At 53.8% G+C, this 23,572-nt stretch carries 15 protein-coding genes; 9 read left to right on the top strand and 6 right to left on the bottom strand.

The features are described 5' to 3' along the window. Positions 1–56: 56 nt before the first annotated feature. Positions 57–914, top strand: coding sequence for an alpha/beta hydrolase (locus HG66A1_RS26310; RefSeq protein WP_232106678.1), 858 nt, complete (start codon positions 57–59; stop codon positions 912–914). 23 nt (positions 915–937) lie between these two features. Here the strand turns inward: HG66A1_RS26310 and HG66A1_RS26305 are convergent, their stop codons facing one another. Both HG66A1_RS26305 and HG66A1_RS26300 read right to left on the bottom strand, forming a co-directional pair. Continuing rightward, positions 938–5,185, bottom strand: coding sequence for a PVC-type heme-binding CxxCH protein (locus tag HG66A1_RS26305; protein WP_145191285.1), 4,248 nt, complete (start codon positions 5,183–5,185; stop codon positions 938–940). Positions 5,186–5,254: 69 nt separating this feature from the next. Then, entirely contained in the window at positions 5,255–6,517 is a 1,263-nt protein-coding gene (locus HG66A1_RS26300) for an SGNH/GDSL hydrolase family protein (RefSeq protein ID WP_145191281.1), read from the bottom strand. Positions 6,518–6,723: 206 nt separating this feature from the next. Here HG66A1_RS26300 and HG66A1_RS26295 point away from each other — a divergent pair, with 206 nt between their 5' ends. From HG66A1_RS26295 to HG66A1_RS26285, 3 genes are read left to right on the top strand one after another with little or no spacing between them, the layout of a single operon-like run. Then, entirely contained in the window at positions 6,724–7,665 is a 942-nt protein-coding gene (locus HG66A1_RS26295; protein WP_232106677.1) for an isochorismatase family protein, read from the top strand. Positions 7,666–7,712: 47 nt separating this feature from the next. Continuing rightward, entirely contained in the window at positions 7,713–8,267 is a 555-nt protein-coding gene (locus HG66A1_RS26290) for a suppressor of fused domain protein (RefSeq protein WP_145191278.1), read from the top strand. Between the two features lie 37 nt (positions 8,268–8,304). Further along, a complete protein-coding gene (locus HG66A1_RS26285) occupies positions 8,305–8,703 on the top strand; it encodes a hypothetical protein (protein ID WP_145191276.1) in 399 nt (132 codons plus the stop codon). A 39-nt stretch (positions 8,704–8,742) separates the two neighbouring features. Here the strand turns inward: HG66A1_RS26285 and HG66A1_RS26280 are convergent, their stop codons facing one another. Next, entirely contained in the window at positions 8,743–10,251 is a 1,509-nt protein-coding gene (locus tag HG66A1_RS26280; RefSeq protein WP_197996819.1) for an FAD-dependent oxidoreductase, read from the bottom strand. A 267-nt stretch (positions 10,252–10,518) separates the two neighbouring features. Between HG66A1_RS26280 and HG66A1_RS26275 the strand changes: the two genes are divergently transcribed. From HG66A1_RS26275 to HG66A1_RS26255, 5 genes are all read left to right on the top strand, one after another. Then, positions 10,519–12,897 carry a PSD1 and planctomycete cytochrome C domain-containing protein gene (locus tag HG66A1_RS26275; protein ID WP_145191270.1) on the top strand — a complete coding sequence of 793 codons (2,379 nt, stop codon included), beginning with the start codon at positions 10,519–10,521 and terminating at the stop codon, positions 12,895–12,897. A gap of 55 nt (positions 12,898–12,952) precedes the next feature. Next, a complete protein-coding gene (locus HG66A1_RS26270) occupies positions 12,953–14,311 on the top strand; it encodes a DUF1501 domain-containing protein (protein WP_145191267.1) in 1,359 nt (452 codons plus the stop codon). A gap of 94 nt (positions 14,312–14,405) precedes the next feature. Beyond that, the gene (locus HG66A1_RS26265; protein ID WP_145191264.1) at positions 14,406–15,770 is read left to right on the top strand and encodes a sulfatase; all 1,365 of its coding nucleotides are present in this window, start codon (positions 14,406–14,408) and stop codon (positions 15,768–15,770) included. Between the two features lie 78 nt (positions 15,771–15,848). Further along, positions 15,849–16,487, top strand: a complete 639-nt coding sequence (locus HG66A1_RS26260; protein ID WP_145191261.1) for a DUF502 domain-containing protein — start codon at positions 15,849–15,851, stop codon at positions 16,485–16,487. Between the two features lie 98 nt (positions 16,488–16,585). Beyond that, positions 16,586–17,485 (top strand): metallophosphoesterase family protein, encoded by a 900-nt coding sequence (locus HG66A1_RS26255; RefSeq protein ID WP_145191258.1) that lies wholly within the window; start codon positions 16,586–16,588, stop codon positions 17,483–17,485. A gap of 9 nt (positions 17,486–17,494) precedes the next feature. Here the strand turns inward: HG66A1_RS26255 and HG66A1_RS26250 are convergent, their stop codons facing one another. From HG66A1_RS26250 to HG66A1_RS26240, 3 genes are all read right to left on the bottom strand, one after another. Continuing rightward, positions 17,495–18,823: a Trx7/PDZ domain-containing (seleno)protein gene (locus tag HG66A1_RS26250; RefSeq protein WP_145191255.1), complete on the bottom strand. Its 1,329-nt coding sequence runs from the start codon at positions 18,821–18,823 to the stop codon at positions 17,495–17,497. A 62-nt stretch (positions 18,824–18,885) separates the two neighbouring features. Next, positions 18,886–21,207 (bottom strand): alkaline phosphatase D family protein, encoded by a 2,322-nt coding sequence (locus HG66A1_RS26245; protein ID WP_145191252.1) that lies wholly within the window; start codon positions 21,205–21,207, stop codon positions 18,886–18,888. 161 nt (positions 21,208–21,368) lie between these two features. After that, complete coding sequence (locus tag HG66A1_RS26240) at positions 21,369–23,474, bottom strand: acetylxylan esterase (RefSeq protein ID WP_145191249.1); 2,106 nt, start codon at positions 23,472–23,474, stop codon at positions 21,369–21,371. Positions 23,475–23,572 lie beyond the last annotated feature (98 nt).

The raw sequence follows: 23,572 nt of genomic DNA, 5'->3' as shown, positions 1-23,572 counted from the left end.
GTTCTGGATCGATATCTGATTCCAACTGAAGTTGATTCCTACAGGAGATCTCAATCGTGAAATATTTTCTACTGTCCACCTTTCTGCTCTGTTCGTTGGCCGTAGCCCCCATTGAAACTCCCAAACCAGATGCACAAGTCGCAGTCTGGCCTGATCGTCCTCTGCTGGACCAGAGCGATGACGAAGTCAAATACAGCAATATCATTCGTATTACCAAAGTGAACCGGCCGGCAATTGAATTTTACAAAGCCAAAAATGCCAAACCCAACGCCCCCGCCGTCGTCATTTTTCCAGGAGGTGGCTACAACATCCTGGCTTACGATCTGGAAGGCACGGAAATCGCGGAATGGCTGAATTCCATCGGCATTCATGCCGTGGTCGTCAAATACACGGTCCCCGGTAATCAGCGTGAACAGGCCCTGAAAGATGCTCAGCGTGCATTAGGACTCGTGCGCAGTAAAGCACAGGAGTGGGGCATTAACCCGCAGCAGATTGGTGTACTCGGCTTTTCCGCCGGCGGACACCTGGCAGCGAACCTGTCGACCAACTATGAGAAGCGGAATTATGAACCCATTGATGCAGCCGATAAACTCAGCTGTCGTCCCGATTTTACCGTTCTGATCTACCCGGCTTACATCTATCAGGAAGACGACAAACGTAAGTCGGCTCCCGAGATCAAGGTCACCGACCAGACTCCCCCGGCATTCATCGTCCAGACTCTCGATGACCGACGCCTGGTCGACAGCGCATTCAATTACACACGTGACCTGAAAGACGCCAAAGTCGACGCCGAACTGCATCTCTATGCCAAAGGGGGGCACGGCTACGGTCTGCGACCTTCAGACAACCCGGTCTCCAACTGGCCCGAACTCTGTGGTGCCTGGATCAAACGCACGACAGCTCAACAGGACTGATCTTGTATCCTGACAGTCGAGCCTCAGGGACCGCCGACCACTTTAAAGCGGCCCTGGGGCTGTTGTTCTGCTTTTAGGAACTCTGCCCGCAGACCAGTGTCTCCCCGCGCATCGCGGTCGATCTCGAACGTGATCTGACTCCGTCCGGAAGGGAGAACCAGTGTTGTCATTTCAGATACGGGCACCGACGTCTCATTCAGCCACAGCTTGACCCCTTTCGCGGAGTTCAGTTTTAACTGCACATTCCCGGCTTGAGTCACATCAACCAGAGCCATGGCACGAGTGACGGGCTTTTGCAGATTCAGATCAGCCGCAGGCAGCGTTCCATTTACCATGCTGTAAGCAGCAACTCCTGAATCTGCCAGTGTTTTGATCTGTACAGAATTTTCCGCTGTCATAGCCATGTCTGCTCCCTGCAGACGCCAGCGACGCACTACCTGTGCTGCACTCGTCGTGTAGGGACCGGGACGTCCGAGCTCAGTCACAAATTTAACCAGGTCCAGAAATTCCTGGCGGCTTTTCAACTTACTCGCGAGCCCCTGGGGCATCAGTGAAGGCAGCTTCTTCGTAAATTCAATCTGATCTGCGGGAATCGTGACCTGCTTCCCCTGCTGGGCTGCGTCTTTGAGTACCACCTTGGAATCGTCCTGTACCACCAGAATTCCGTTGATCACGCGTCCCTCATCGGTGACCACCATGATGCTCTCGTAGAATTCCTTAATCACTTTGGAGGGACGCAGGAATGAATCGACTATGTAGTCCGGAGGTGAACTCGAACCGATGGCTGCCAGGTCCGGACCCAGAACAGGTCCTGCATTGGAAATGCTGTGACACTTCATGCAGGCCAGTTCGGCTCGGCGGAAGATCAACTCACCACGGGCGGCGTTCCCCTGCTCTCGGGCTTCACTGGCCAGATCGAGTACATTCTCTTTGAGTAGTTGCGCTTCCAGAGAATCCTGCATCACTCCCCCGCCAAAAGCATCGATCAAAGCCTGATTTGTTTCACCGGTCTCAATCAGATGTTGGCGAATACGGGCCGCCATTTGAGCATTCAGTTTTGCCGATTTCAGCTGCTCTGCCAGAACCTCGGGCCCCCCTTTCCGTTTCGTGAATGCGGTCAGGAACCAGCCGGGATCAGAGTCCTTGGGATCCTGGCTCAGAATGCCTGGTGTCAGACGGGCTGCCTCCTTGAGGTCATGTGCCGCCAGACCATAGACGCCCAGCAGACGCTGGTTGACAGGTTTCCCGGAATTCGCGAGCCCCTTCAGATACTTGATCGAACCCGCATCCCCCAGCATTCCCAGCGATTCTGCTGACAATTGTTTGACTTCAGAGTCAGTATCTGCGGCATTCAGATTTCGCTGCAGGCGTCTGCCTTCGCGCGTCAGTTTCCAGGAACCAATCAGTCGGGCTACCGATTTTTGCACAGGCACACCAGGCACCACCGCAGAGCGACTGAGCATGGAACCGACGTTGCCTTCTGGGACGACGCCCCGTTCCCGTGCAGCCCGATCCATCGCATCCAGTAAGATGCTGAGTGCCTCGGGAGAGATGCCTTTGCCACCCTGTGTTTTGTATTCGCGTGTGACTTCCACCAGACTCAGTACCAGCGGTTCCAGTTGATTCGCATTGGCTTTCTCCGCGACAACCTGGGCGGGGCCTTTCAGTAGATCAGCATCAATACTGCCCGCATTGAGCAGATCAATAATCACATCAATGGATTCATTCGACAGCAGATTCGCCAAGGCATAATTTTTATGTGCCGGCTTATCGAACTGAAGCTTACCTGCCTGCTGCGCTTTGACCCACTGATCCTGCAGCCCGTCAATCGTTAACTTCAGCGCGTGTTCCAGGTAGCGATCCATGGGGGCGTCGATGGCCTTGACTGCGATCGTGACTGAACGGGGATCGGGAATATAGCCTGCGGTCAGAATCGCTTCCAGGCGGACACGCGGATGCACGTCATGGATCGCAGTTTCCAGTAACTCAAGCGGATTTTTTACTTGGGGATACCAGTAACGCAGCACCCGCAGTCCAGCGGCCCGGGCCCGTGGATCCTGGGCTTCCAGTACCTCTCGCAGCAGTTTTTCATTCACGACCCCAATGGTCTGATAGCACCAGAGCGCTTCCAGGCGATGATGATCATAGTTCGGTTCCTGGGGAGCCAGTGTCAGCAGCCAGTCATCCAGGGCTTTTTTCGCCTGTTGCTGGTCCGCATCATAGAGGACGCGTCTGACCTGTTGACGCGTGAAGCTTTCTGGATCTCGCAGGTGGTTCACCACGTCTTTCAGGGGGACATCGGTCAATTGAGGACGCTCCACCAGGGGACGTCCCTTATAGGTCACCCGCCAGACACGACCATGTGTCGTATCGCGTCGTTCATCCCGAAAGCTGTGTTGCATGTGACCAATCAGCGGATTGTACCAGTCCAGCACATAAGCGGCTCCATCCGGTCCCATCTTCAGATCGACCGGGCGGAAGTATGAACTGCTCGACTGTAGCAACGGCTCCAGCCCTTTGACCGAATAACCGGCTCCATCATCGGTGACTTCATAACGTGCCACCGCGTGTGTTTTATACTGATTGGTCCAGATCTCTCCCTGGACTTCCGGGGGAAAATGGCGGCTGGCTACGAATTCACCGCCACACTGCTTCGTTCCTTCGCCGCTGGCCTCGTAACCCAGCTTGGCGCGACTGTTCGCGGTCAGTGGTGCACTGAAATAGATGCGCGGGTTGTCGATCACAAATGACTGTCCCCAGTCATCGAACATGTGCCCCCAGGGATTAGAAGCACGATAGTCCGCAAAGACTTTCAGCTTGAGAGTGCGTGGCTGGAATTGAAACACGCCTCCATTTTCCAGGCGGACCGTACCATACGGGGTCTCCACCTGGGTATGCATAAAGGTCCCCTCCTGAAAGTAGAGCCAGCCTCCAGGGCCCCATCGCCAGGCACTGATGGAGTGGTGGTTGTCTTCCGTAGCAAATCCCGTCAGAACCACTTCCCGATGATCGGCTTTACCGTCTCCATTCGTGTCTTTCAGGAACCAAAGGTCCGGTGCATTGGCAACGTAAACGCCACCGTCACCCAGTTCCAGTCCCGTCGGTACATAGAGCCCGTCGGCAAACACCGTTGATTTATCTGCCTGTCCATCGTTGTCGGTGTCTTCCAGAATCACAATCTGATCGTTTGGTTTTTCTCCCGGAGAAACCTGTGGGTACGAGGTTGAACAGATCACCCACAGTCGTCCCTGGGGATCCCAGGTCATGTGAATCGGATTCACCAGCATCGGCTCGGCAGCGAACAGGTTCACCTCGTAGCCAGGTAGCAGCTGGAATGTCTTGCGTTCTGTTTCGGGTGAGTGATCTTGAGTCAGTTCGAAAGGTCGCTTCAGGTTAGGAGCGGAATTCGCAACCGCTAGTTTTTCCGGTGTCGTGCCTACAGGCAATTCCAGGCACCAGTGCACGGCGTTGACCAGCAAGCGATTAAAAGCGTCCAGCCGAAATGAATCTTCATGTCCCAGTGTGGTGGCAAATACACGACTGTCCCATTCATTCTTCCACGTCCAGGCAACCGGCCAGCTCATCTCGCCCGTCAGTTCATAAGTGCCAAACTGGTTTTTGAAGATCCCTTTACGTTTGGAGTTTCCTGTACCGGTCAAGAGCGGTGTGGCGTCTGCAGGGATATCTGCCTGATAGAGGACACCGGGGGCCAGAAATTTCGCTGCGACCCCGTTCAGAATGTCATGATCGCGATGTTCCAGCACATGCTCCACAACTGTTTCACCTGTGAGGTGAAAAAAATATTCGGAACCTAAAACGCGTTTACCGAATCCCCGGTTCCACTCTTCCAGGGGATGCCCTTTTTCGTAATCGAAGGCATGTGTGCTGGTTCGCAGACCGATCACCGGTTTTCCGGATTTGATGTAGTTCTGAATGTGTGCAAACTGCCGCGGCGGTAGTTGCAGAAACCGCATGAAAAATACAGCTAGATCCGCTTCTTCCAGTACTTCCAGCCCCGGAAGTCCTTTCTGGTTTCGTTCAGGATCACCGTCAGGCAGCACCACGGTCGTCTTGAAACCATACTGCTCTAGCCGCTTCGCGAATGCGGGCAGTGTTTTCTGTGGAGCATAATGGGTTGTCCCCACCACAAACACCACATGTGGTTGCGCCGGTTTCTGATCCGCAGCGAAAGCGGATTGTGTCATCACAAAGCAGATCGAAGTCAGAATCAGTCCCAGACAGAAGCGGGCTGAATAAGTTGAGTTTCGCATGAGTCACTCTATATATCGAATTGAAAAGTTTCAGTAATGATGGGGAAGTCTTGTCAGGTCGATTTGTAATCAGTCGACTCGAATCAGTTCCCATTTTGCTGCTTCGATGGGTCGGGCCTGTTCCTGAATCGCCTTCTCTCGAGACTGGATCAGTTCGTCGAATGTTTCCATCTCAGGTGGAAATGAGACGGCACCGAACGGTTTCGTGCGGCGACCGAAAATATATTCGGCGTTGTGTGCACGGTACACATAAAAGAAGAGCTCATTCTTACGGTTGATGGTAGAACGAAGATCGGCCACCTGCACCTGGGACGGCAGGTTCAGCAACACAATGCCCCGGTCCCAGTCGCTTGCACTACCCGTCACAATCACAGTTCCGCCGACTACCAGTCGATAATTACCCTCGGGTAATTGTTTAACGCTCAGGCGAGGTTGCCGGGCCAGCAGATCGCTGTCTGCGATCGCTCCTTCCGGCGGTGCAGGGATCGGCAGGAGCAGCGGTTTGACGGTGAATTCAATCTGGTCCGACTTGAGCTTCTGCTGTGTGACCTCTGCATTGGTCGTTTCGATCTTCTGGGATTTCAAATCGATCACCAGTTGAGGACTTGTGACCTCCTTCGCCAGCAAGCTGTCTGCAACCAGCTGACTCACCGCCCAATAGCCATATTGGTTGAGATGGATGCCGTTATGGGTCAGCTTCTGCGAAGGGTTGGCTTCCATCTGCCTGGAAGTCGCATGATACAGGTCGACGAAAGGCAACTGGTGCTCTTCCGCTACGGACTGCATTGTTTTTGTGTATGCAGCCAGACTCTGGTTATGGTCTGCTGGATCAGGCAGAGGTGGTTCCATATTTTCATGGGCGATGGGAGAGAGGATCACCACCCGCGGTGCAGTGGAACCATTATACTTCTTGGACTTCAGATGCTTGAGGAACTGTTCCCAGTGTTCGCGATACGCTTTCACCTCGCTCGGACCGGCGAACGATTCATTCATGCCAAAACAGGCGATAATCACATCCGCTTTCTCTGCTGTGAGATGGTCGTCCAGCGAACCAAAATTCAAGGGACGAGGCTGTAACGTCAGTGTGTCGCCCGACCAGGCCAGGTTGCGAAAGCTGAGTTTGCTGACCGGCGCTTGTGCCGTCAGCAGCGTTTCCAGGTAGTTATATAACCGCAGTTGGTCGGCGAACGTATTACCAATAAAGACAATGCGATCCCCTTCCTGCAATATCAGCCGTTTTGAGGGACTCTGATCTTGCTCTGCCGCATTGATTGCAGGGACAGACAGCAGGAGGATACTGAGCAGCAGCATCCATCCGATTTGATTGCGCATATTTTCAAATCCTGAAATTTCGTCACTGGAGAGGAGCGATTTCTGTTAGCTTGTTCTATTATGAATGGCAGACAGAGCAAAGGAAAGCCTGTCTTTAAAACGAAGGAATGCTCATCTGGAATTAATAAATCAATTCCGATTGAATTGTGCAGACAGCCCCAGCACAATGTGAGCGGTATTCACTTCCCCGAATAGAGGTAAGAGGCATGATGTTACATCCCGATCCCCGCTCGCGACGTCAGTTCCTGCAATCAATTCTGCAGGGGAGCCTGGCCGGTGCGCTGACTCCTTCCCTGGCTGGTTTGCTCGCGGAAGAGACGACTGAGGCAACCCGCCAGATTCCGCCAGTACCGGGAGTATTGTCCGTCGAATTGAGAAAACGGGGGAAAGAGGAATCCGCGCCCGCTCAGATGGAAACCGCTGAATGGAAGGCTTCCGAAACCGCAATCATTATCTGCGACATGTGGGCCGATCATCCTTGTAAGCTGGCTGCACATCGGGTCGGCCGGATGGCCCCCCGGATGAATGACGTCATCTCGAAAGCCCGCGATCGGGGCGTCGCTATCATTCATGCACCCAGTGGGGGAATCCAGCTCTATGAGGATACGCCTTACCGCAAACGAATCAAAGAAGCCAAACCGGCCGAACCCCCCGTCAAAATCCAGGGCTGGTGTTATCTGAATCCGGAAAAAGAAGGACCGCTCCCCGTAGACGATACCGTCAAGCGCACCGATGGTCCCATCCGGGGCTGTGATGATCCTTTTCCGACCTACCAGCCCAATCACGATCGACACGAACATCCGGCGATCAAAATCATCGGCTATGATGTCATCAGTGCCAACGGCCAGGAAATCTATAACTTCCTGGAACAGGAACAGCGGAAAAATATCGTGCTGATGGGCGTGCATACGAATATGTGCGTGCTGGGACGACCATTCGGGATCCGACAGATGCGTTACCTCAACAAAAACGTGGTCCTCTGTCGTGACCTGACCGATGCCCTTTACGACCCCCGCGACAAACCTTACGTCAGCCATACCCGGGGGACCGAAATGATCATCGAACATATTGAACGCTACTGGTGTCCCTCGATTCTCGGTAAAGATCTGACTCAGGTCATTCCAGGATCAGATAACCCGGCCAGTTGAACTAACTACAACACCATCACTACTCGCTCTCAAGGATAAATTAATAAGTGGACACATTCGAAACGAACTGGCTCAAGGCATTAGAAGAACGCTTTGGAGAGATTGATGGTATCGTTGAAGTTCAAGCCAATGACGATCAGCCCGAGATCAAAGTGATCTACTTTGAGAACCTGCCCGAAGAGGGAACTCTGACTGCGGTTACCTGTGGTCTCTCACAGGCCTCCCATCCGGACTGGGAAGAAGGATCCAAGCCGGAATTGATTGTTTCTCTGGATACAAAGGACCAGAGCTGGGGCTTCGCCGCCGGGTTCTTCGCCTCCGCGTTCTTCAACGAAAAACGCTTTTCTTATGGTGACATTTTTCAGATCGACGATCCGATCTCCGAAGAAAGTGAGATGAGTGCCTACCTGGTATTCGCTCCATCGTTTCTGAGTCAGGAAGAAGCGACATTCGAACTGCCCGATCGAACAATTCATCTACAGGGGCTCTATCCACTGTTTGAATCGGAAATTGATCTCTACGATGAAATCGGCCTGGAAAAGTTCTGGCATCTGGACGGTTTTGATCTGTATGACGTGAAACGAAAACCTGTTATAGGTTGACTACATCTGGGCAGTAAACCATTCCAGGGGATCAGTTTTGAAACAGCATGTTAAACCAGCAGAAATAGCTCCGTTTCTTAATCGATTTTATAACTTCTGTGATACCGTAATCGAGTCGATCCAGCTAGCCTTTTCAGATAATGCCACGCGTGAGTTGAAAATCATACTAAAGACTCGCGATGCCGAATGCATTAAAAATGAAGGCTGGACCAGAGCGGTACTTTGTCTGAATGATGTTAGTGAGTTGAAACTCATAGATCATCGTAAGCAAGCATCACTGCAGGTTATCAGTCACGGGATTTATGTCCTTGATTTGAATGAGAACCTGGGGCTGGAATTTGGTGGTGGAATAACAGAACCAGAATCACTGGAGGAACTGCGGTCATCTCATGCTTATGCGATAGGAGGAACTATGGCATTTGAGACGCTGGAGTAAAAGATTTTGCATTTCACTAAAACTTTTATGATAATGAGCTTATGGTTTTCCCAGAGCTTCCCCCACCAGGCGACCACTGGTAAGTGCCCAGGCGATGTGCAGTCCGTGTCCCCACAGCACTTGTCCGCCCATGCCGTTACAGCCAATCGCGTATAAGCCGGGAATCGGATCACCTTTTTCGTCCAGTGCCTGCAGTCCGTGGTTGATCGCTACGCCCCCTTCCGTTGTGGTGAAGTAGGCTTTTGCCGGTCCCAGCAAAACCCAGCGATTTCCGGCCAGCGGTTCAGTATCACCGGCTCTCCCAAACGGATCTGCCTGCTGGCCTGAGGCATACGCATTGAATTGGGCGACAGTATCCTGTAAGTGGGTTGGATTTAACTGGCGTTGCTTCGCGAGTTCTTCCAGTGAACCGGCAGCGGCACTCACATCGGGACGCAGTTTCAAATAATCTTCCACGTACGCATAGGCGATCTTGGGCGCAGTCGAAATAAAATGCGGCCACTCGCTGTAACGGGCAGCGATGCGTTCATCCAACAGAATATAAGCCGCTTTATTCTCCTGTTCCGAAATCGCAATCTCCCTCTCCGGAGAGACTCGCTCGTTGCAGAAACGCTGCCCAACTGTATTCACGAGGATCGCACCATCGTCAAACAGTGCATTTTCCGGATGCTGCCACGTCAACAGCAGTCGCTTGATGCGCCAGTTAATCAGAAATTGAGGCAGATAGGGGACCAGTCGCCCCATCAGTTGCGCCAGAAATCCGCTGGTAGGCAGCAGTTGTTCAAACGGATCACCCGGGGGCGGCACAAAACGGAGTTCCGGGCCATAGGTGATCTCCATGTTCAACAGTTGCGCACCCGTCTGTTCTGCCAGCAGATGACCATCGCCACATGCTTTGGGATTCACCCCTTCGATCGAGCGAAAACGATCTCCCTTGAATCGTCCGATGATCTCCGGGGCATTCGCATAATCGCCCGCTGCCAGTACGACGCCCCGTTGCGCTCGGATCGTCTGTCGTTCGCCTTGAATCTCAGCGACGACTCCCGTCACTCGCCCCGCTTCTCGACGCAGTTCGACCACTGGTGCATCGCAGACAATCGTTCCCTGTCGCTTGAGAATCTTTGTCTGGAAAGCGGCAATGTAGGCCTTCGCATTCGGGACAATATTATGCATGCGCGGTACACGGTTGGGAGGCTCGGGGTTCGGTCCATGAAAGTGCAGCCCCAGTCTGTGAAGCCACTCGAGGGTCTCTGCAGTCTGTCCCAGAAAGAATCGTCTCAACTCAGAATAATTGTGTGCTTCAATCTCAGGTACCGCGAACAGACCAGCGTCGGTTTCATGATCATCGGGATTGTCTTCGATCCCCGCAGCTCGTTGCAGGCTGGTGCCATTACCAGTAAACGAACCGATGGCCATCCCCGTGGTACCACCCAGCTGAGACTGCTTCTCCAGCACGAGTACCCGGGCACCGAATTCCAAAGCCCGTGCAGCAGCAGCCAGTCCACTGCCACCACCTCCGACGATCACAACATCAAATTCATTCAGCACGGGGTTTACTCTCTGTTGAATCTCAATTTCAGGGCCGTTCAGCCGCTCATCGTAGCAAAACCACGGGTCACATCAATCAGATAGACTGTAGCGATCAGTGTTGTACTTACAAAAATGGTGGGCATCGTCTTCAAACAGGACGAAGATATATTTAAGGTTGTTGACTTAAACGCATCAACAAAGTATGATTTAAGCTTGTTCACTAATCTTGCCTTTACGCGCCTGGTCGCGTATGACTTAATCCCACCTGATTAGAATTCGTCGGCCATGCGTAAGTTGCTCACCCCGCTCACTGCCGTCTATTGGATCATTGCGATCGCTTTCTATCCCGCGATCCCTGCCTGGAGTGCGAACAAGCCCTCCAAAAACATGCATCCACAGGAACGCGCCTTCTTCGAAAATAAAATTCGGCCCGTCCTGGTCAAAAAATGTTATTCCTGCCATTCCTCAAAGTCGGAAGAACTGGGGGGAAAGCTGCGGATGGATACCCGCGATGGGATGCGGGTCGGAGGAGAATCCGGTCCGGCGTTTGTCGAAGGACGTCCCAATGAGAGTCTGCTGATTCAGGCACTCCGTTATGACGGTCTGGAGATGCCCCCGGATGAGCCGCTGTCAGAAGCTGTGATCCAGGACTTCATTAAGTGGGTTGAAATGGGTGTCCCCGATCCGCGCGTCGAACAACCGGTGGTCGCCCGGAAGCCTACTGCAGAAAATGCGGCAGCGAACCCGGAACTCTGGTCATTCCAGCCGGTGAAGAATCCCTCACCACCGTCGGTGAAACAACAAGTCTGGTGCTTTGATCCCATAGATCGGTTTGTTCTCTCACGTATTGAACAGGCCCAACTACAACCCACGCACGATGCTTCACCCGTACATCTGGTCCGCCGCCTGTACTTTGATCTGACCGGCCTCCCTCCCACGGCGGAGCAGGTAGAAACATTTCTGAACGATTATGAACAACATCGACAACAGGCGGTAACGCGACTGGTTGATGAACTGCTGGCTTCACCTCATTTCGGTGAACGCTGGGGACGATACTGGCTCGATGTGGCCCGCTATGGTGAATCCAACGGCAACGATGGTTTGGGACGTAATCCAACCTTCCCCCATGCCTGGCGGTATCGTGATTATGTCATTCAGGCTTTCAATAATGATGTCCCCTACAATCAGTTTCTCACCGAACAGATCGCCGGCGACCTGCTTTCAGCCGGGACTCCTGCAGAACGGGATCGTCTGCTGATCGCAACAGGCTTCCTGGCCATCGGTGCTAAACCTGCCAAGGCAATGAACGTCAACTTTGATATGGATGTGGTCGATGATCAGATCAATGTCATCAGCACCGGCGTCATGGGCCTCAGCGTCGCCTGTGCCCGCTGCCACGATCACAAACACGATCCGATTCCCGCCAGCGACTATTATGCCCTGGCCGGTATCTTTCTCAGCACCGAAACCATGTGGGGGTATGCCGCCAATCAACCTTTGACGGCTCCTGAAACACCGCTGCACATCCTGAAAGCCAAAACCCACTATGTCGCACCGCCCGACAGTGGCGTGAAACCGGTTGTCAACAAACGGGCGCAGTCCCGCAAAAAGAAGCCCAAAAACGTTTATCCAGCAGGATCCGCTCTGGCAATGGGGGTCCGCGAAAAGAAAAAAATTGTTGACTGTAAGATCAATATCAAAGGGGAATCGAAGAAGCTGGGGCCCCAGGTACCCCGAGGTTTTCTCTCGGCCTGCAAAGTTGGTCAACCACCTGAACTTACTGACAAATCCAGTGGTCGGCTGGAACTGGCCCAGTGGCTCACCTCCGCCGATCATCCTCAGACAGCGCGCGTGATGGTCAACCGCATCTGGCTGCATCTGTTTGGTCAGGCACTGGTCCGCACGCCCGACGACTTCGGAGTTTATGGAGAACGTCCCACGCACCCGGAACTACTCGATCATCTGGCAACCCGCTTTCGCACGGAAGGCTGGTCGATCAAGCAGCTGATCCGCGCGATCGTCCTCAGCCGTACTTATCAACTCAGCACGTTCTGCGATGCAGAAATTCTCGATGCCGATCCAGAGAATCGCCTCCTCTGCCGACACAACCGTCGACGTCTGGATGCGGAATCACTCCGCGACAGCATTCTGGCGGCCAGTGGTCAGCTTAATCGGGAACCTGCACGGGGATCAGCGATTGCCAACGTCGATGAACTGGTCAACAAGGTCAGCAATCTGCATCTGTCTCACAATCATCGCAGTATCTACCTCTGCATGCTCCGCCATTCTGATCCCCCTGAACTCTCTGCATTCGATCTTCCTGATTCCACCAAACCGGTAGGCCGAAGAAACGAATCCACACTGCCGACACAGAGCCTGTTCCTGCTCAACAGCCCATTCCTGGTCGAGCAGGCAGACTGGTTTGCCAAAGAGGTGCTCTCCGATTCTGAACTCGATGAGAGCGGTCGCATTCATCTGGCTTATCGCCGTGCTTTGAACCGCGCTCCAAACTCCGGAGAGCTCGAGCGGGCTCTGGCATTGATCCATGATGTAGACCAGGCACTCGCATCAGAAATCTCACAAGAGGAACTCCGGCGAGTTGCAGTCTGGGCCACACTCTGTCAGGGACTGCTGACAACGAACGAATTCCGCTACGTTGATTAACTACTGAGAAGATAAATCCAAAAAGAGAAAAGAAGACGACACAAGGAATCCTGCCATGCTCGGAATCTCGCGCCGCGAAATGTTACGATCCGCTTCCTGCGGCTTTGGCTATCTGGCCATGTCAGCCTTGTGCGGGCAGAATTCGTTTGCAGCAAGTTCTGCGACGGCGCCCAGTCTTAACGCCCGGCCCCCTCAGCTACCGGCTCGCGCGAAACGGGTCATCTTTCTCTGCATGAGTGGCGGACCAGCTCAGCTCGATACATTCGATTTTAAACCGCAGACCGGCAAAAAGAAGCACGCCGGCTCGGTGTTCGATTTTAAGCAGCACGGTGAAAGCGGTCTCTGGATTTCCGAGCTCCTCCCTGAAACCGCAAAACACGCCGACAAGCTCTGTGTCCTCAACGGCATGTATGCGGACATCACAAATCACGCCCAGTCATTTCTGCAACTGCATACCGGCGACCGCTTGCGACCCCGCCCCAGCCTGGGCTCCTGGATCGTATATGGGCTGGGAACTGAGAATCAGAATGTGCCCGGGTTCATCAGTCTCTTTCCCCGCAAACCATCGGTTTATTCGAGTGCCTTTCTACCACCAGTCTATGAAGGAACGCCGATTGGCCTGAATACATCTGATATGTCGAAAGCGACAATCAATAACATCGCCAGCGATCACCTGCCGGCCCGCGTGAAACGTCGTCAGCTCGATTTTGTGCAGGCCATGAATCGCGAACACGCCACGCGTCGTCCCGACGATTCCCGCCTCGAAGCCGTCATTCAGTCCATGGAACTGGGGTTCCGGATGCAGGTCGCTGCTCCAGAATTACTCGATCTGAGTAACGAAACCAAATCCACGCTCGAACGCTACCGTGTCGGTCAGGGCAAGGTGGTCGGAGCTTGTGGAGATTCCGACTTCGGTCGTCAATGTCTGCTGGCACGGCGATTCGCGGAAGCCGGAGTCCGTTTCATCGAAGTCAATCACGGCAGTTGGGATCAACACAGTAACCACAGGGCCGATCTGACCGCCAACTGTGAATCAACGGATGCACCGATTGCCGCCTTGCTGGAGGATCTCGAACAGCGTGGTCTGCTGGAAGAGACACTCGTTGTCTGGGGGGGCGAATTTGGTCGCCCCGGCCTCGTGCCGGAAAACAAGAAAGATGGAACCGGGCACAACGCCCGCGGCTTCACTTTCTGGATGGCCGGCGGTGGTATCAAACGGGGACTGGCCTACGGCAAGACTGATCCGACCGGAGCCCGGGCCATCGAAGGGAAAGTTCACTTCCGCGATCTGCACGCCACTATTCTGCATCAGATGGGCCTGCAGCACGATAAGCTTACCTTCAAGCAGGGGGAACGGGAATTCCGTCTCACTGGTACCGAAGGGGGTAAGGTCGTCAAGGACATTATTGCCTGAGCCCGGCTTTTCTATACAATGGTGAGTTAATCATACAGGGAGAATCTCCCTCCCTGTTTCGCTGCCCGAATAAACTCACTCTGGTAAGAATACGATGCAACGACAACACCTGCGCTGGTACCTCATCTGCTTTCTGTTGCTGATCACGCTTGTAAAGCCTCTACCTGCAGCCGAGCGGCCGAACTTCCTGATTATCTTTACCGATGATCAGGGCATCCATGATGTCGGCTGTTATGGCAGCGAGATTCCCACACCGAACATCGATCACCTGGCAAAAGAGGGGCTGCTGTTTCGGCAATACTACTCTGCCTCCGCAATTTGTACGCCCTCCCGGTTTGGACTGCTGACGGGACGCAATCCGAGTCGCTCACGCGATCAACTGCTCGGCGCTTTGATGTTCATGAGTGACGTCGATCAGAATCGGGGCATCCAGCCGGGCGAGACGACCATCGCAGAAGTCCTGCAGCAGAATGGATACCAGACCGCCCTGCTCGGTAAGTGGCATCTGGGGCACGGCACTGAATCCTTTCTCCCCGTATCACACGGTTTTGATCTCTTTCGCGGCCATACCGGAGGCTGTATCGATTACTTCACAATGACCTATGGAAACATTCCTGACTGGTACCACAACCGGCAGCACGTGACCGAGAACGGGTACGCCACCGATCTGATTACCGAGGAAGCAGAACATTTCCTGAAAGACCAGCGGACTGCTGAGAAACCGTTCTTCCTGTTTCTGGCATATAACGCGCCCCACTTCGGCAAAGGCTGGTCTCCTAAAGCTCAGGAACCGGTTAACATCATGCAACCTCGAGGGGATGACCTGAAACGGGTCTCCTTCATCAAAGACAAAGTCCGCCGCGAATTTGCCGCCATGACGGTCGCCCTCGATGATGGCATCGGTCGTGTTATGTCGACCCTGAAGAATAACGGTTTGGATGAAAATACAGTGGTGATTTTCATGACCGATCACGGTGGCGACTACGTTTATGGCGGCAGTAATCAGCCGTTTCGAGGGGGCAAAGCAACTCTGTTTGAAGGGGGCATCCGAGTGCCCTTTATCATGCGCTGGCCCGGCAAGATTAAAGCGGGAACAGAAACCAGCGAAGTCACCTGGGCGCTCGACCTGTTCCCCACCATCTGCCGCCTCGCTGATGCAGATACCAGCGGCCTGACTCTGGACGGTCGTGATATTTCGACACTACTGACAGAACAGAAACCAGTTGGCTCCCGGGAATTCTATTGGCAGTTGGGGCCCCATCAGGAACTGGATCGAGGCCGCTGGACCGCTGTCCGGCAGGGGGACTGGAAATACCTCGAGGACGCCCAGGGAGCAGAATTTCTGTTCGATCTGAAAACAGATCCCTCTGAAAAACAGAACCTGATTAAAACAGAGCCGGAAAAATATCAGGCACTCCAGCAGCGTCGGGATGAACTAGCCAAAACGCTTTCACCATAGACGCAACTCCGCGAGTAGACTATTCAACATTCCCCAGTCTGATTTACACCGCTGAATCTACAGAGATGAGATCCTTTTATGGAACAGCACGTCACACACGTTAAAAAGAGTTTTGGTTTTCTGAAAACCACCGCCATCGGGGGGCTGATCTTTCTGTTGCCCCTGATCGTCATCGGGATTCTGGTGGGGGAGATTGCTCCGATCGTGCTGGCGATCGCCAAGGTGCTGTCCAATTCCAGTTACATCGACACTGAAAAACCTGCCGACGTCGCACTCTTGTTTGCATTGTCGATTGCGATCGTCGTGTTGATGTGTTTCTTAGCGGGGATGATTGCCCGCTGGTCTATCGGACAAAAACTGTCCAGGTTCATGGAAAAGAATCTGATCATTCTCTTCCCCCGGTATGCCATCTATCGTGAGCAGCTCAAAGGCAGCATTGGCGGCGAGCATAATAAACCGGAGTTGATTCCGGTTCTGGTCCGCTTTGACGATGTCACCCGACTGGCCTTCGAGGCCGAACGAACGGAAGGTTCACTCGTTTCCATCTTCCTGCCCGGTTCACCCGATCCCTGGACGGGCAATGTGATTTTCATGTCACCGGACAGGGTCGAACGACTCGACATTCCCTTCTCCGAAGCACTGGGGATCTGCGAACGGATGGGGCGGGAGTCGCTACACTTTCTGGAACAGCCGCCCCAACCACTCACGGAAAATTAATTCAGGTTTCGGTTTCGTCTGGTTCAGAGGTCGAGTAGGATAATAGCTCTACCAGTTTATTCCTGCCTCTAAACTTAATCCATCAGGGAGTATTTCCCATGCCCGTGCATCTGCCCGCCCAGAACCGTCGCCAGTTCCTGCTTACTCTCGGAGCTGGTTTCCTCACGTATTCTGCTGGTGCCTTTGCCAAAGATTCACAACAGTCAGATATTATCTACCTGCTCAACGACACCCATATCGGTGAGAAGCACCCGGAGAATTCTCCCGTGCCCAGTCATCTCCGCAAAGTAGTCAGTGAACTGGTAAGCCTCGAACAGAAGCCCGCCTGCGTCCTCATCAATGGAGACCTGGCACTACGGGATGGTCAGCCCGGTGATTACCGTCATCTGGCGAAACTGATTCGCCCCCTGCAGGAGGCAAAAATCGACATGCACCTGACCCTGGGCAACCATGACGAACGTGATGTGTTCTACAGCGTCATGCAGGAAGAACAGCCAGAGACACCGCCGGTTAAATCGAAGCATATTTCTGTGGTACAGACACCGCACGCGAACTTCTTTCTGCTCGATTCGCTGCACAAAACCATGGTCACCCAGGGAACTCTGGGGGCAGATCAACGGACTTGGCTGGCGAAAGCCCTCGATGCCCACGCCGATAAGCCGGCCATCATTATGACTCACCACAATCCCCGACTGGGAGGCGATCCCAATCATTTCCCGGGTGGCTTAACGGATTCGGTCGAACTCTGGGAAATCCTGGCACCGCGTAAACAGGTGAAAGCTTACATCCATGGACACATTCACCATCGTAGTAATGCCGAGCATAAAGGGATTCACATCATCAATACTCCAGCGACCTCCTATGTCGGGAATCCCAAAGCTTCCACGACCGGCTGGACGATCGCGAAACTGAGCCCCACGGGCATCACACTCACCACCCGTACAACCGACGATCAACATCCCTGGAATCACCAGAGCCAGACACTCACCTGGCGTTAAGCGAACCGCTCACTTCTGACGGGGCAGACTCAGCCTAAGCTGTTTCCCGCCCCGGAAGACAGTGACGTTTACCGTCTCTCCCGGTTGATGGGCGTTAACTCCATAAGCTAACAGATCGGTCTCGCGGGCCAGGTTGGTTTGTCCGTCAAAGCCTGTGATGATATCTCCCTCCTGAAAGCCCCGTCGCCGGGCGGTGGCATGCAGACCATATTTGCCCAGACCCCGAATTCGCAGTGCCATCGATGCATTTGCAGGCAGACCGGCTGCCGTTCGTTCTTCCGGAGTTGTCTCTTCCAGGATCGCCCCTCCCAGTACCATCCGCCGCATCGGCCAACTGCTCACGCGCCACGACAAATCATCGGCTCGTTTCCAGCCGCTGGGTAAGGCAAGCGTCAGCTGTTGTATGTTACCGTCACGTTTGATCTCTGCCGTCAACTCATCCTGGCTCTCTGCGCGATGCAGGATCCACTGAATGTCTGCGATCGAGAGCAAGGGTTGACCTGCCAACATCAGGATCTCATCGCCGGGCTGAAATCCTGATTTCGCAGCAATCGACGCCGGTTTGACTTCTTTCACCGTCGCTTTTTCAGTCGGATCCAGAATCAGCCCCAGGATTTTAGGATGCGGATACTGGAACAGGATTCGTTCCGGCAGAGGTTTTCCCTGTCGCAGATAAAAGTCTCGCTGGGCATCACCGACCTGATGACAGTGGATGCAGCTTTTGACAACTTCTTTTTTCTCATTAATCTGCGACCGGTAACGTCCTTCCAGCAGCGGATATTTTTCTGGCGAAGGAACGTCGGGGCGAGGCCCCTGCTTGGCGGCCAGGGAATCTTTCACTGAGTCATATTTTGCATGCAGTTCCAGTGCCCCCTGCATCGCCTTGGCCAGCCCTTCGATCGACACATCTTCGGACCAGAGCGTATGGTGCGACCGTGTACCAAATCGTCCGTAAATCGTTCGATCCGCATTCAGCAGAAACACTGCGAAAGACTGATCGTAGTCATATTGAAACAGGGAGAGATCCAGACCATTGGTCGAGATCTGCCGCACCCGCACAAACTGATCCATCAGAGGCTTCAGCTGAGGATCTTTTTCCATCAGCTCCTCATCCAGTTTGACACACTCTTCACAGGGGATACACCGCAGGACAACCAGCATGGGGCGTTTTGTCTCACGTGCCTGCTGGAACCCCCGTTCCAGATTGTTATAGATCCAGTAGCCCGAGGCTTCCACTTTCTCCCGATCCTGACGCACCTTTTCTTCGCGCGTCTGGGCCTGGAGCAGTGAACCAAAAGTCAACACACAAAGTACACAGACGCAAACGTTCCTCAGCATAGTACTGTCTCCATAAACCGGCGGGTGGGAGTATGTCAGATGTATTGACGTTAAAAAGTGTCTCAGTTGATCAGTTTGATTTCCCCTCCGTTTTCTTTCTGGTGAATCGTAACGGGCCAACCGGGAAATTCATTGGATGCTTTCCCGTCGGTCGCATCTACCAGGAAACGATAGGAGTGCAGCGTGTACGTTTTTTCCTTGGGATCGATCAACACCAGGCCAAAGCCGCTGCCTTTCTGATGTGCCAGATCGTAGCGGTTTTTCTCACTGGCCGGTTCCGGATTACCTACGGCGTAGACATACACCTTGTTTCCGAACCCATCTACATATTCACCCGTATTGGGCAGACCATGTTTCGGGCGGTTCTCATGTTGCATGCCGAGTTCATCCGGACGCCACCAGCGGGGGTAACCAGCGGAAATCGCAGGAGTACAGAAAGACCAGCAACTATCGCGCTGCTCATCGGCTCCATACTGGGAGAGCGTGGTCAGGTGCTGGTCGCCATTGATATGCAGCGGCATCCCCTTACGGATAATACGCACAGCCCGGTTGCGAGCCGTCTGAGGCCAGCTGCCACAGTCGAGGTCGGCTTTGAGGTAACCATCATAACCGCCATGGTGAGTCGCGACTCCGGCAAAGACGGTCTGGCTGAACAGGACTTTAATCGTGTGGCCCCGCCAGTCATCGCACCAGTGCGCGAGGAATTTCTCCTGACGATCTCCGAGTAGTTCCAGCCCCGGTTTATCCAGCTTCGAAGTGTCAAAGTTGGGGTCAGTTACATGGTCTGCCCGACCGCTGCCCGTATCGACATGCTCGGGTCCACTCTTGAACTGACGGTCGCCCAGAATGGCAAAGCCGACATCACCATACACCATGTCGCCGTAATAAACGCTGATGTTCTGCAGACAGGGAGTCGGATCATAATAATCCGGATGATGCCCGGCACAGGTCTTGTGAACCACATTGACCATTCGCGCCGGTTCCCGGTAACCACCGTTGGAAGAAGTCGTTCCTTCTACCATCTTCTTCCCATTTTCTCCCCAGATGTTCCCCTGGAAAACATCGTGGTCATCGGGAATGCAAATGGTCGGCCGATCCCGCATCGCTTCGCCAAAGGCCATGCCGTGCATGTAATATTTGCGAAGGTAATTTAGAATCGCAGGTTCGGCGGGATCTCGAATCAGACCAAATCCACCGTGATCTTCGTATAACTGGTCACCGGAAAAGTAAAGCAGATCCGGATCAACCTTCAGCAGGTTGTTGGCTACCGGTTCATATGGGAAGCCGTAATCCTTCTGACAGGTCAACGCACCCAGTTTCAGCGGACGACCGGTCGGATTGGCACGAATGATCCCAGTTCGCTCGGCGACGGATTCAGATCCGTCAGTATGCTGTTCTTTATAAATCAGCTTGAACGGCGTTGCTTCTTTTTCGTTCCAGTTGGCGATTCTGAAAGTCGCCGTCCAGGCATCGGTATCGAGGGGCGCGGTACCCAGGGACTTCCATTTGCCGTCCTGCTCGATCTGCAGTTCGACGTCTTTATTGTCTTTCTCACCCAGCGGTCCGGTCAGGGCGCTGATCTTCATCACGAAGCCATCTTTGCCACGGGAATCACTCAAGGAATACATGGACCAGAGAATCGGTCCAAATTCATGTTCGGGACTGACCGTGAACGCATCGCCGGAAACCGACCAGTCGCTGAAGCGGTAACGGGCACCAATCATGCGTTTGAAACGTGGGTCGAAATTGCTGACGACCGCGACGTTGCCCAGTACAGCCTGGGGAGGGAAGGTGTGTGAAATCGTATCCAGTGGCTTGTCTGATTCAGAGCCGCTGACCATCAGGGTCAGAGAATACTTTTCGCCCTCGGGTTTACCAATCACAGTCAACACGCAGTCTTTCAGATCGACCGGCTGCTTGAGTTTCTGTTCTTTATTGCCCAGGATCAGTTTGCCGTTGACGACCCCCGCTTTGATTCCGCTCTTCGCGAAACAGTTGCTGCGGTATTCGTTAATGTCACTCTTCACCCCGATGCGGAAACCGACGCCACCGTCCTGCTGTTTCACTTCTACCTGACTGACATGGACGGACATGGTAAACGACGCTTTGGGATTCGTCAGTTGATGAGTCAGCAACTGAATATTGCGACTGCCGCCCGTTGAGAGGCACTCGGCGGCCCCATCAATGATTCGCCAGTCTTCCATCGGATTGGCCCAGAATTCTTCTCCCAGCCAGACCCGATCATTTGTTTTCTTCCAGCGGCCAATGACAGGAGCGGCATTCTCCGACTCTGCTGCGGTTAATGCTGTTGTTTTTTTGAAACCGAAAAATGTCGTCCCCAGGGCAAACAGTTTCAGCGCCATCCGTCGGGTCAGTGATTGCATTAATTGTCTCCTGTCGAGCACAAACCGCCGTGCGAACCGGCGGAGATGAAATGTCGTAAATGAAGTCCAGAACTGTCATTATTAAGGGCGCAGCAGGCTTTGTCCAGCGTGGTTTAAAGAAGATCACGCTGTTTAAACTTGTTAAGAAATGCCTGTTCAGCTCAAGGCTCTCGGGTGGCCAGGCCCGCTTTAACATCAGCTGGCTGGGAGACCTTGACCCGCTCTTTCCCCACCAGAGTGATCAGGTTCGGCAGGTCGTAGACCTTGAGCGAACCATGCACCGTATTGATCAGCTGATTCTGCGTTTCCGGTGTTTTCACAACTTCCCCCCAGGAGGAAATCATCTGGCTCAGATCGACTTCTGAAAAGAGTTGCGGTTCCAGAGCTGCGGCGTGCAGCGCGGGAATACCCGTTTCTCCGATCGCGACCAGTTCAACCTTCTCTGGTTTGTCATTCGAACCATATTCTGACAGGAACCGGGCGGCGACCAGAATGTCTTCAGCCCGTAGTTTGACCATCGACTCTCCCAGCAGGTAGGCCACTGCCCATTCATGATAGTTGGGGCCCAGCAGGCCATGTGACCAGCCGATCTTACGATTGTTCTTACGTGAAGTTTCTCCGATCGCACGAATATCCACTGCCAGAACGGTCTCGCCCTGTTTGACTCGTTGTTCAATCGGTCCTCCTGCTGCAGCATCTAGCTGCTTACCCTCACCATGCAGATAGAGGGTCCGTTTACCGGTGGGGGCTTCCGGTTCAAACAACAGTGCAGGCAGTGGGAGACCGTGATCTGGTTTCAGGATCAGTTTTGTGATCTTGTAACCCGGTCGCTCAATAGAGCCGACTGTTTTAGATGTCGGGCGGGGCAGTGTCTCCAGTCGCTTGATTCCGCTCACTTCACGTACCTGATCGCGCAGAGTGCCGAGGTCGCCGCTGCTCCAGAGTTCCGCCCGTTCTTTCGCTAGCTGCTGATTCAGCCCGTCATTGATTTCAAACAGCGAACGTTCGCCGGCATCGAGCAGTATCTGCCCCGACTGTGAACATTGCAGTTCCTCATCGGTAAAGACGGGCAGATCTCCTTCAAAGATCGCGTTTTCCTTGTGCAGCAGCCAGCGGTTCATCCAGCGTGCGGAACCTTCCCGCAGCTTGATGGTGAAGCCATGAGGGGCGTCGGCTTCGATGATATCCACCCGCTCCGCATAACCCATGCGTGTATAGAACCGTTTGGCTTCGCGGAACAGTTCCCACGTACCGTCGATTTTGAACGTCGAGTCATGTGTGCCGGCACAGATCAGCGTCGGCTTGGGAGCCCGCATCAAAGTGTAATCGGCGATGTCCATGCCGTAAGCTAACTGGCCGAAGATATTCTGCTCGCCATCCTGGGGACCATTGAAGTCGATCAGGTATCGATACATGGTCGAGTAGCAGACCGGCGCTGCCGCCTGCACCCGTTCGTCCAGCGCCATGATGTAACTCGTCAGCGTACCTCCCCCCGAGTTCCCCGTACAGCCGATTCGGCTGGCATCAATCTCCGGGCGACTGACCAGGTAGTCAATACTCCGCATGCCGTCCCAGATGCGATAGCGGGCGGAGTTGCTGCCCAGCGGAATCGAGCTGACCGTCATCAGCGTATGCTCTGCCGTGCAGTAATACTGTACCTGTGGATGAGGCGGACGATAGCGACTGCCTCCTTTGAAGAATTCATTGGGTTGCTCTGACAAGACCTGATACCGTTCCCCCTGCCCGATCGGATCGTAGCAGAGTGCTGCCATCCCGTTTTTGGCCAGCAGCATGCAGGCCCGCTGGTAACCGTCTGAAGCCTTTCCGTTGTGACTGTGTCCGCAGGGGACCAGCACGCCTGGATAAGGGGGCGGCGTGGTGGGAAGATACAGGTTGGCGGTCACATGATGGCCGGGCCAGCTTTCGTAAATCACATTCTCGACTCGAAAACCATCCCCCGTCAGTTTCCCGATCACACGGGGATTCAGCGGCGTCCGTTCCGGAAAACCGCCAATCTGTGTTTGGAAGAAATCTTTCATCCGCTTCTGGTAGGCTTCACAGTCCTCCGGCGTTTTAATGTTTTCATAAACCTCTTTCCGTTTCGCGAAGGCCTCATGTGCCCGCTTTTGCAGAGCCTGGTACACCAGACCGGACTCCGCGGCTTCTCCCGTCATTGGTGGCAGGACCGTGAGGTCTTCCGCAGAATAGACGAGCAGCGTACTGCTCAGAGTGAAAACACAAGCGAACAGTGACAGCAGGCATTTCATGGTAGAAGACCTCGGTAGCAGGAGTTCGGGCAGGTATCAGTAGTCGCTGCAGAAACGGCGACCGGCGGATAAATAAACAATATTAAATATGATACCTG

The organism is Gimesia chilikensis (genome assembly GCF_007744075.1).
Taxonomy (GTDB): Bacteria; Planctomycetota; Planctomycetia; order Planctomycetales; family Planctomycetaceae; genus Gimesia; species Gimesia chilikensis_A.
Note: the sequence above shows the minus strand (reverse complement) of the source record. Positions and strands in the feature narration are given on the sequence as shown.

Excerpts from the sequence above, each read along its gene's own strand:
- HG66A1_RS26240 (WP_145191249.1), bottom strand. The coding sequence starts at position 23,474 with ATGAAATGCCTGCTGTCACTGTTCGCTTGTGTTTTCACTCTGAGCAGT.
- HG66A1_RS26255 (WP_145191258.1), top strand. The coding sequence starts at position 16,586 with ATGCCCGTGCATCTGCCCGCCCAGAACCGTCGCCAGTTCCTGCTTACT.
- HG66A1_RS26245 (WP_145191252.1), bottom strand. The coding sequence starts at position 21,207 with ATGCAATCACTGACCCGACGGATGGCGCTGAAACTGTTTGCCCTGGGG.
- HG66A1_RS26300 (WP_145191281.1), bottom strand. The coding sequence starts at position 6,517 with ATGCGCAATCAAATCGGATGGATGCTGCTGCTCAGTATCCTCCTGCTG.
- HG66A1_RS26265 (WP_145191264.1), top strand. The coding sequence starts at position 14,406 with ATGCAACGACAACACCTGCGCTGGTACCTCATCTGCTTTCTGTTGCTG.
- HG66A1_RS26270 (WP_145191267.1), top strand. The coding sequence starts at position 12,953 with ATGCTCGGAATCTCGCGCCGCGAAATGTTACGATCCGCTTCCTGCGGC.
- HG66A1_RS26295 (WP_232106677.1), top strand. The coding sequence starts at position 6,724 with ATGATGTTACATCCCGATCCCCGCTCGCGACGTCAGTTCCTGCAATCA.
- HG66A1_RS26275 (WP_145191270.1), top strand. The coding sequence starts at position 10,519 with ATGCGTAAGTTGCTCACCCCGCTCACTGCCGTCTATTGGATCATTGCG.
- HG66A1_RS26250 (WP_145191255.1), bottom strand. The coding sequence starts at position 18,823 with ATGCTGAGGAACGTTTGCGTCTGTGTACTTTGTGTGTTGACTTTTGGT.
- HG66A1_RS26260 (WP_145191261.1), top strand. The coding sequence starts at position 15,849 with ATGGAACAGCACGTCACACACGTTAAAAAGAGTTTTGGTTTTCTGAAA.
- HG66A1_RS26305 (WP_145191285.1), bottom strand. The coding sequence starts at position 5,185 with ATGCGAAACTCAACTTATTCAGCCCGCTTCTGTCTGGGACTGATTCTG.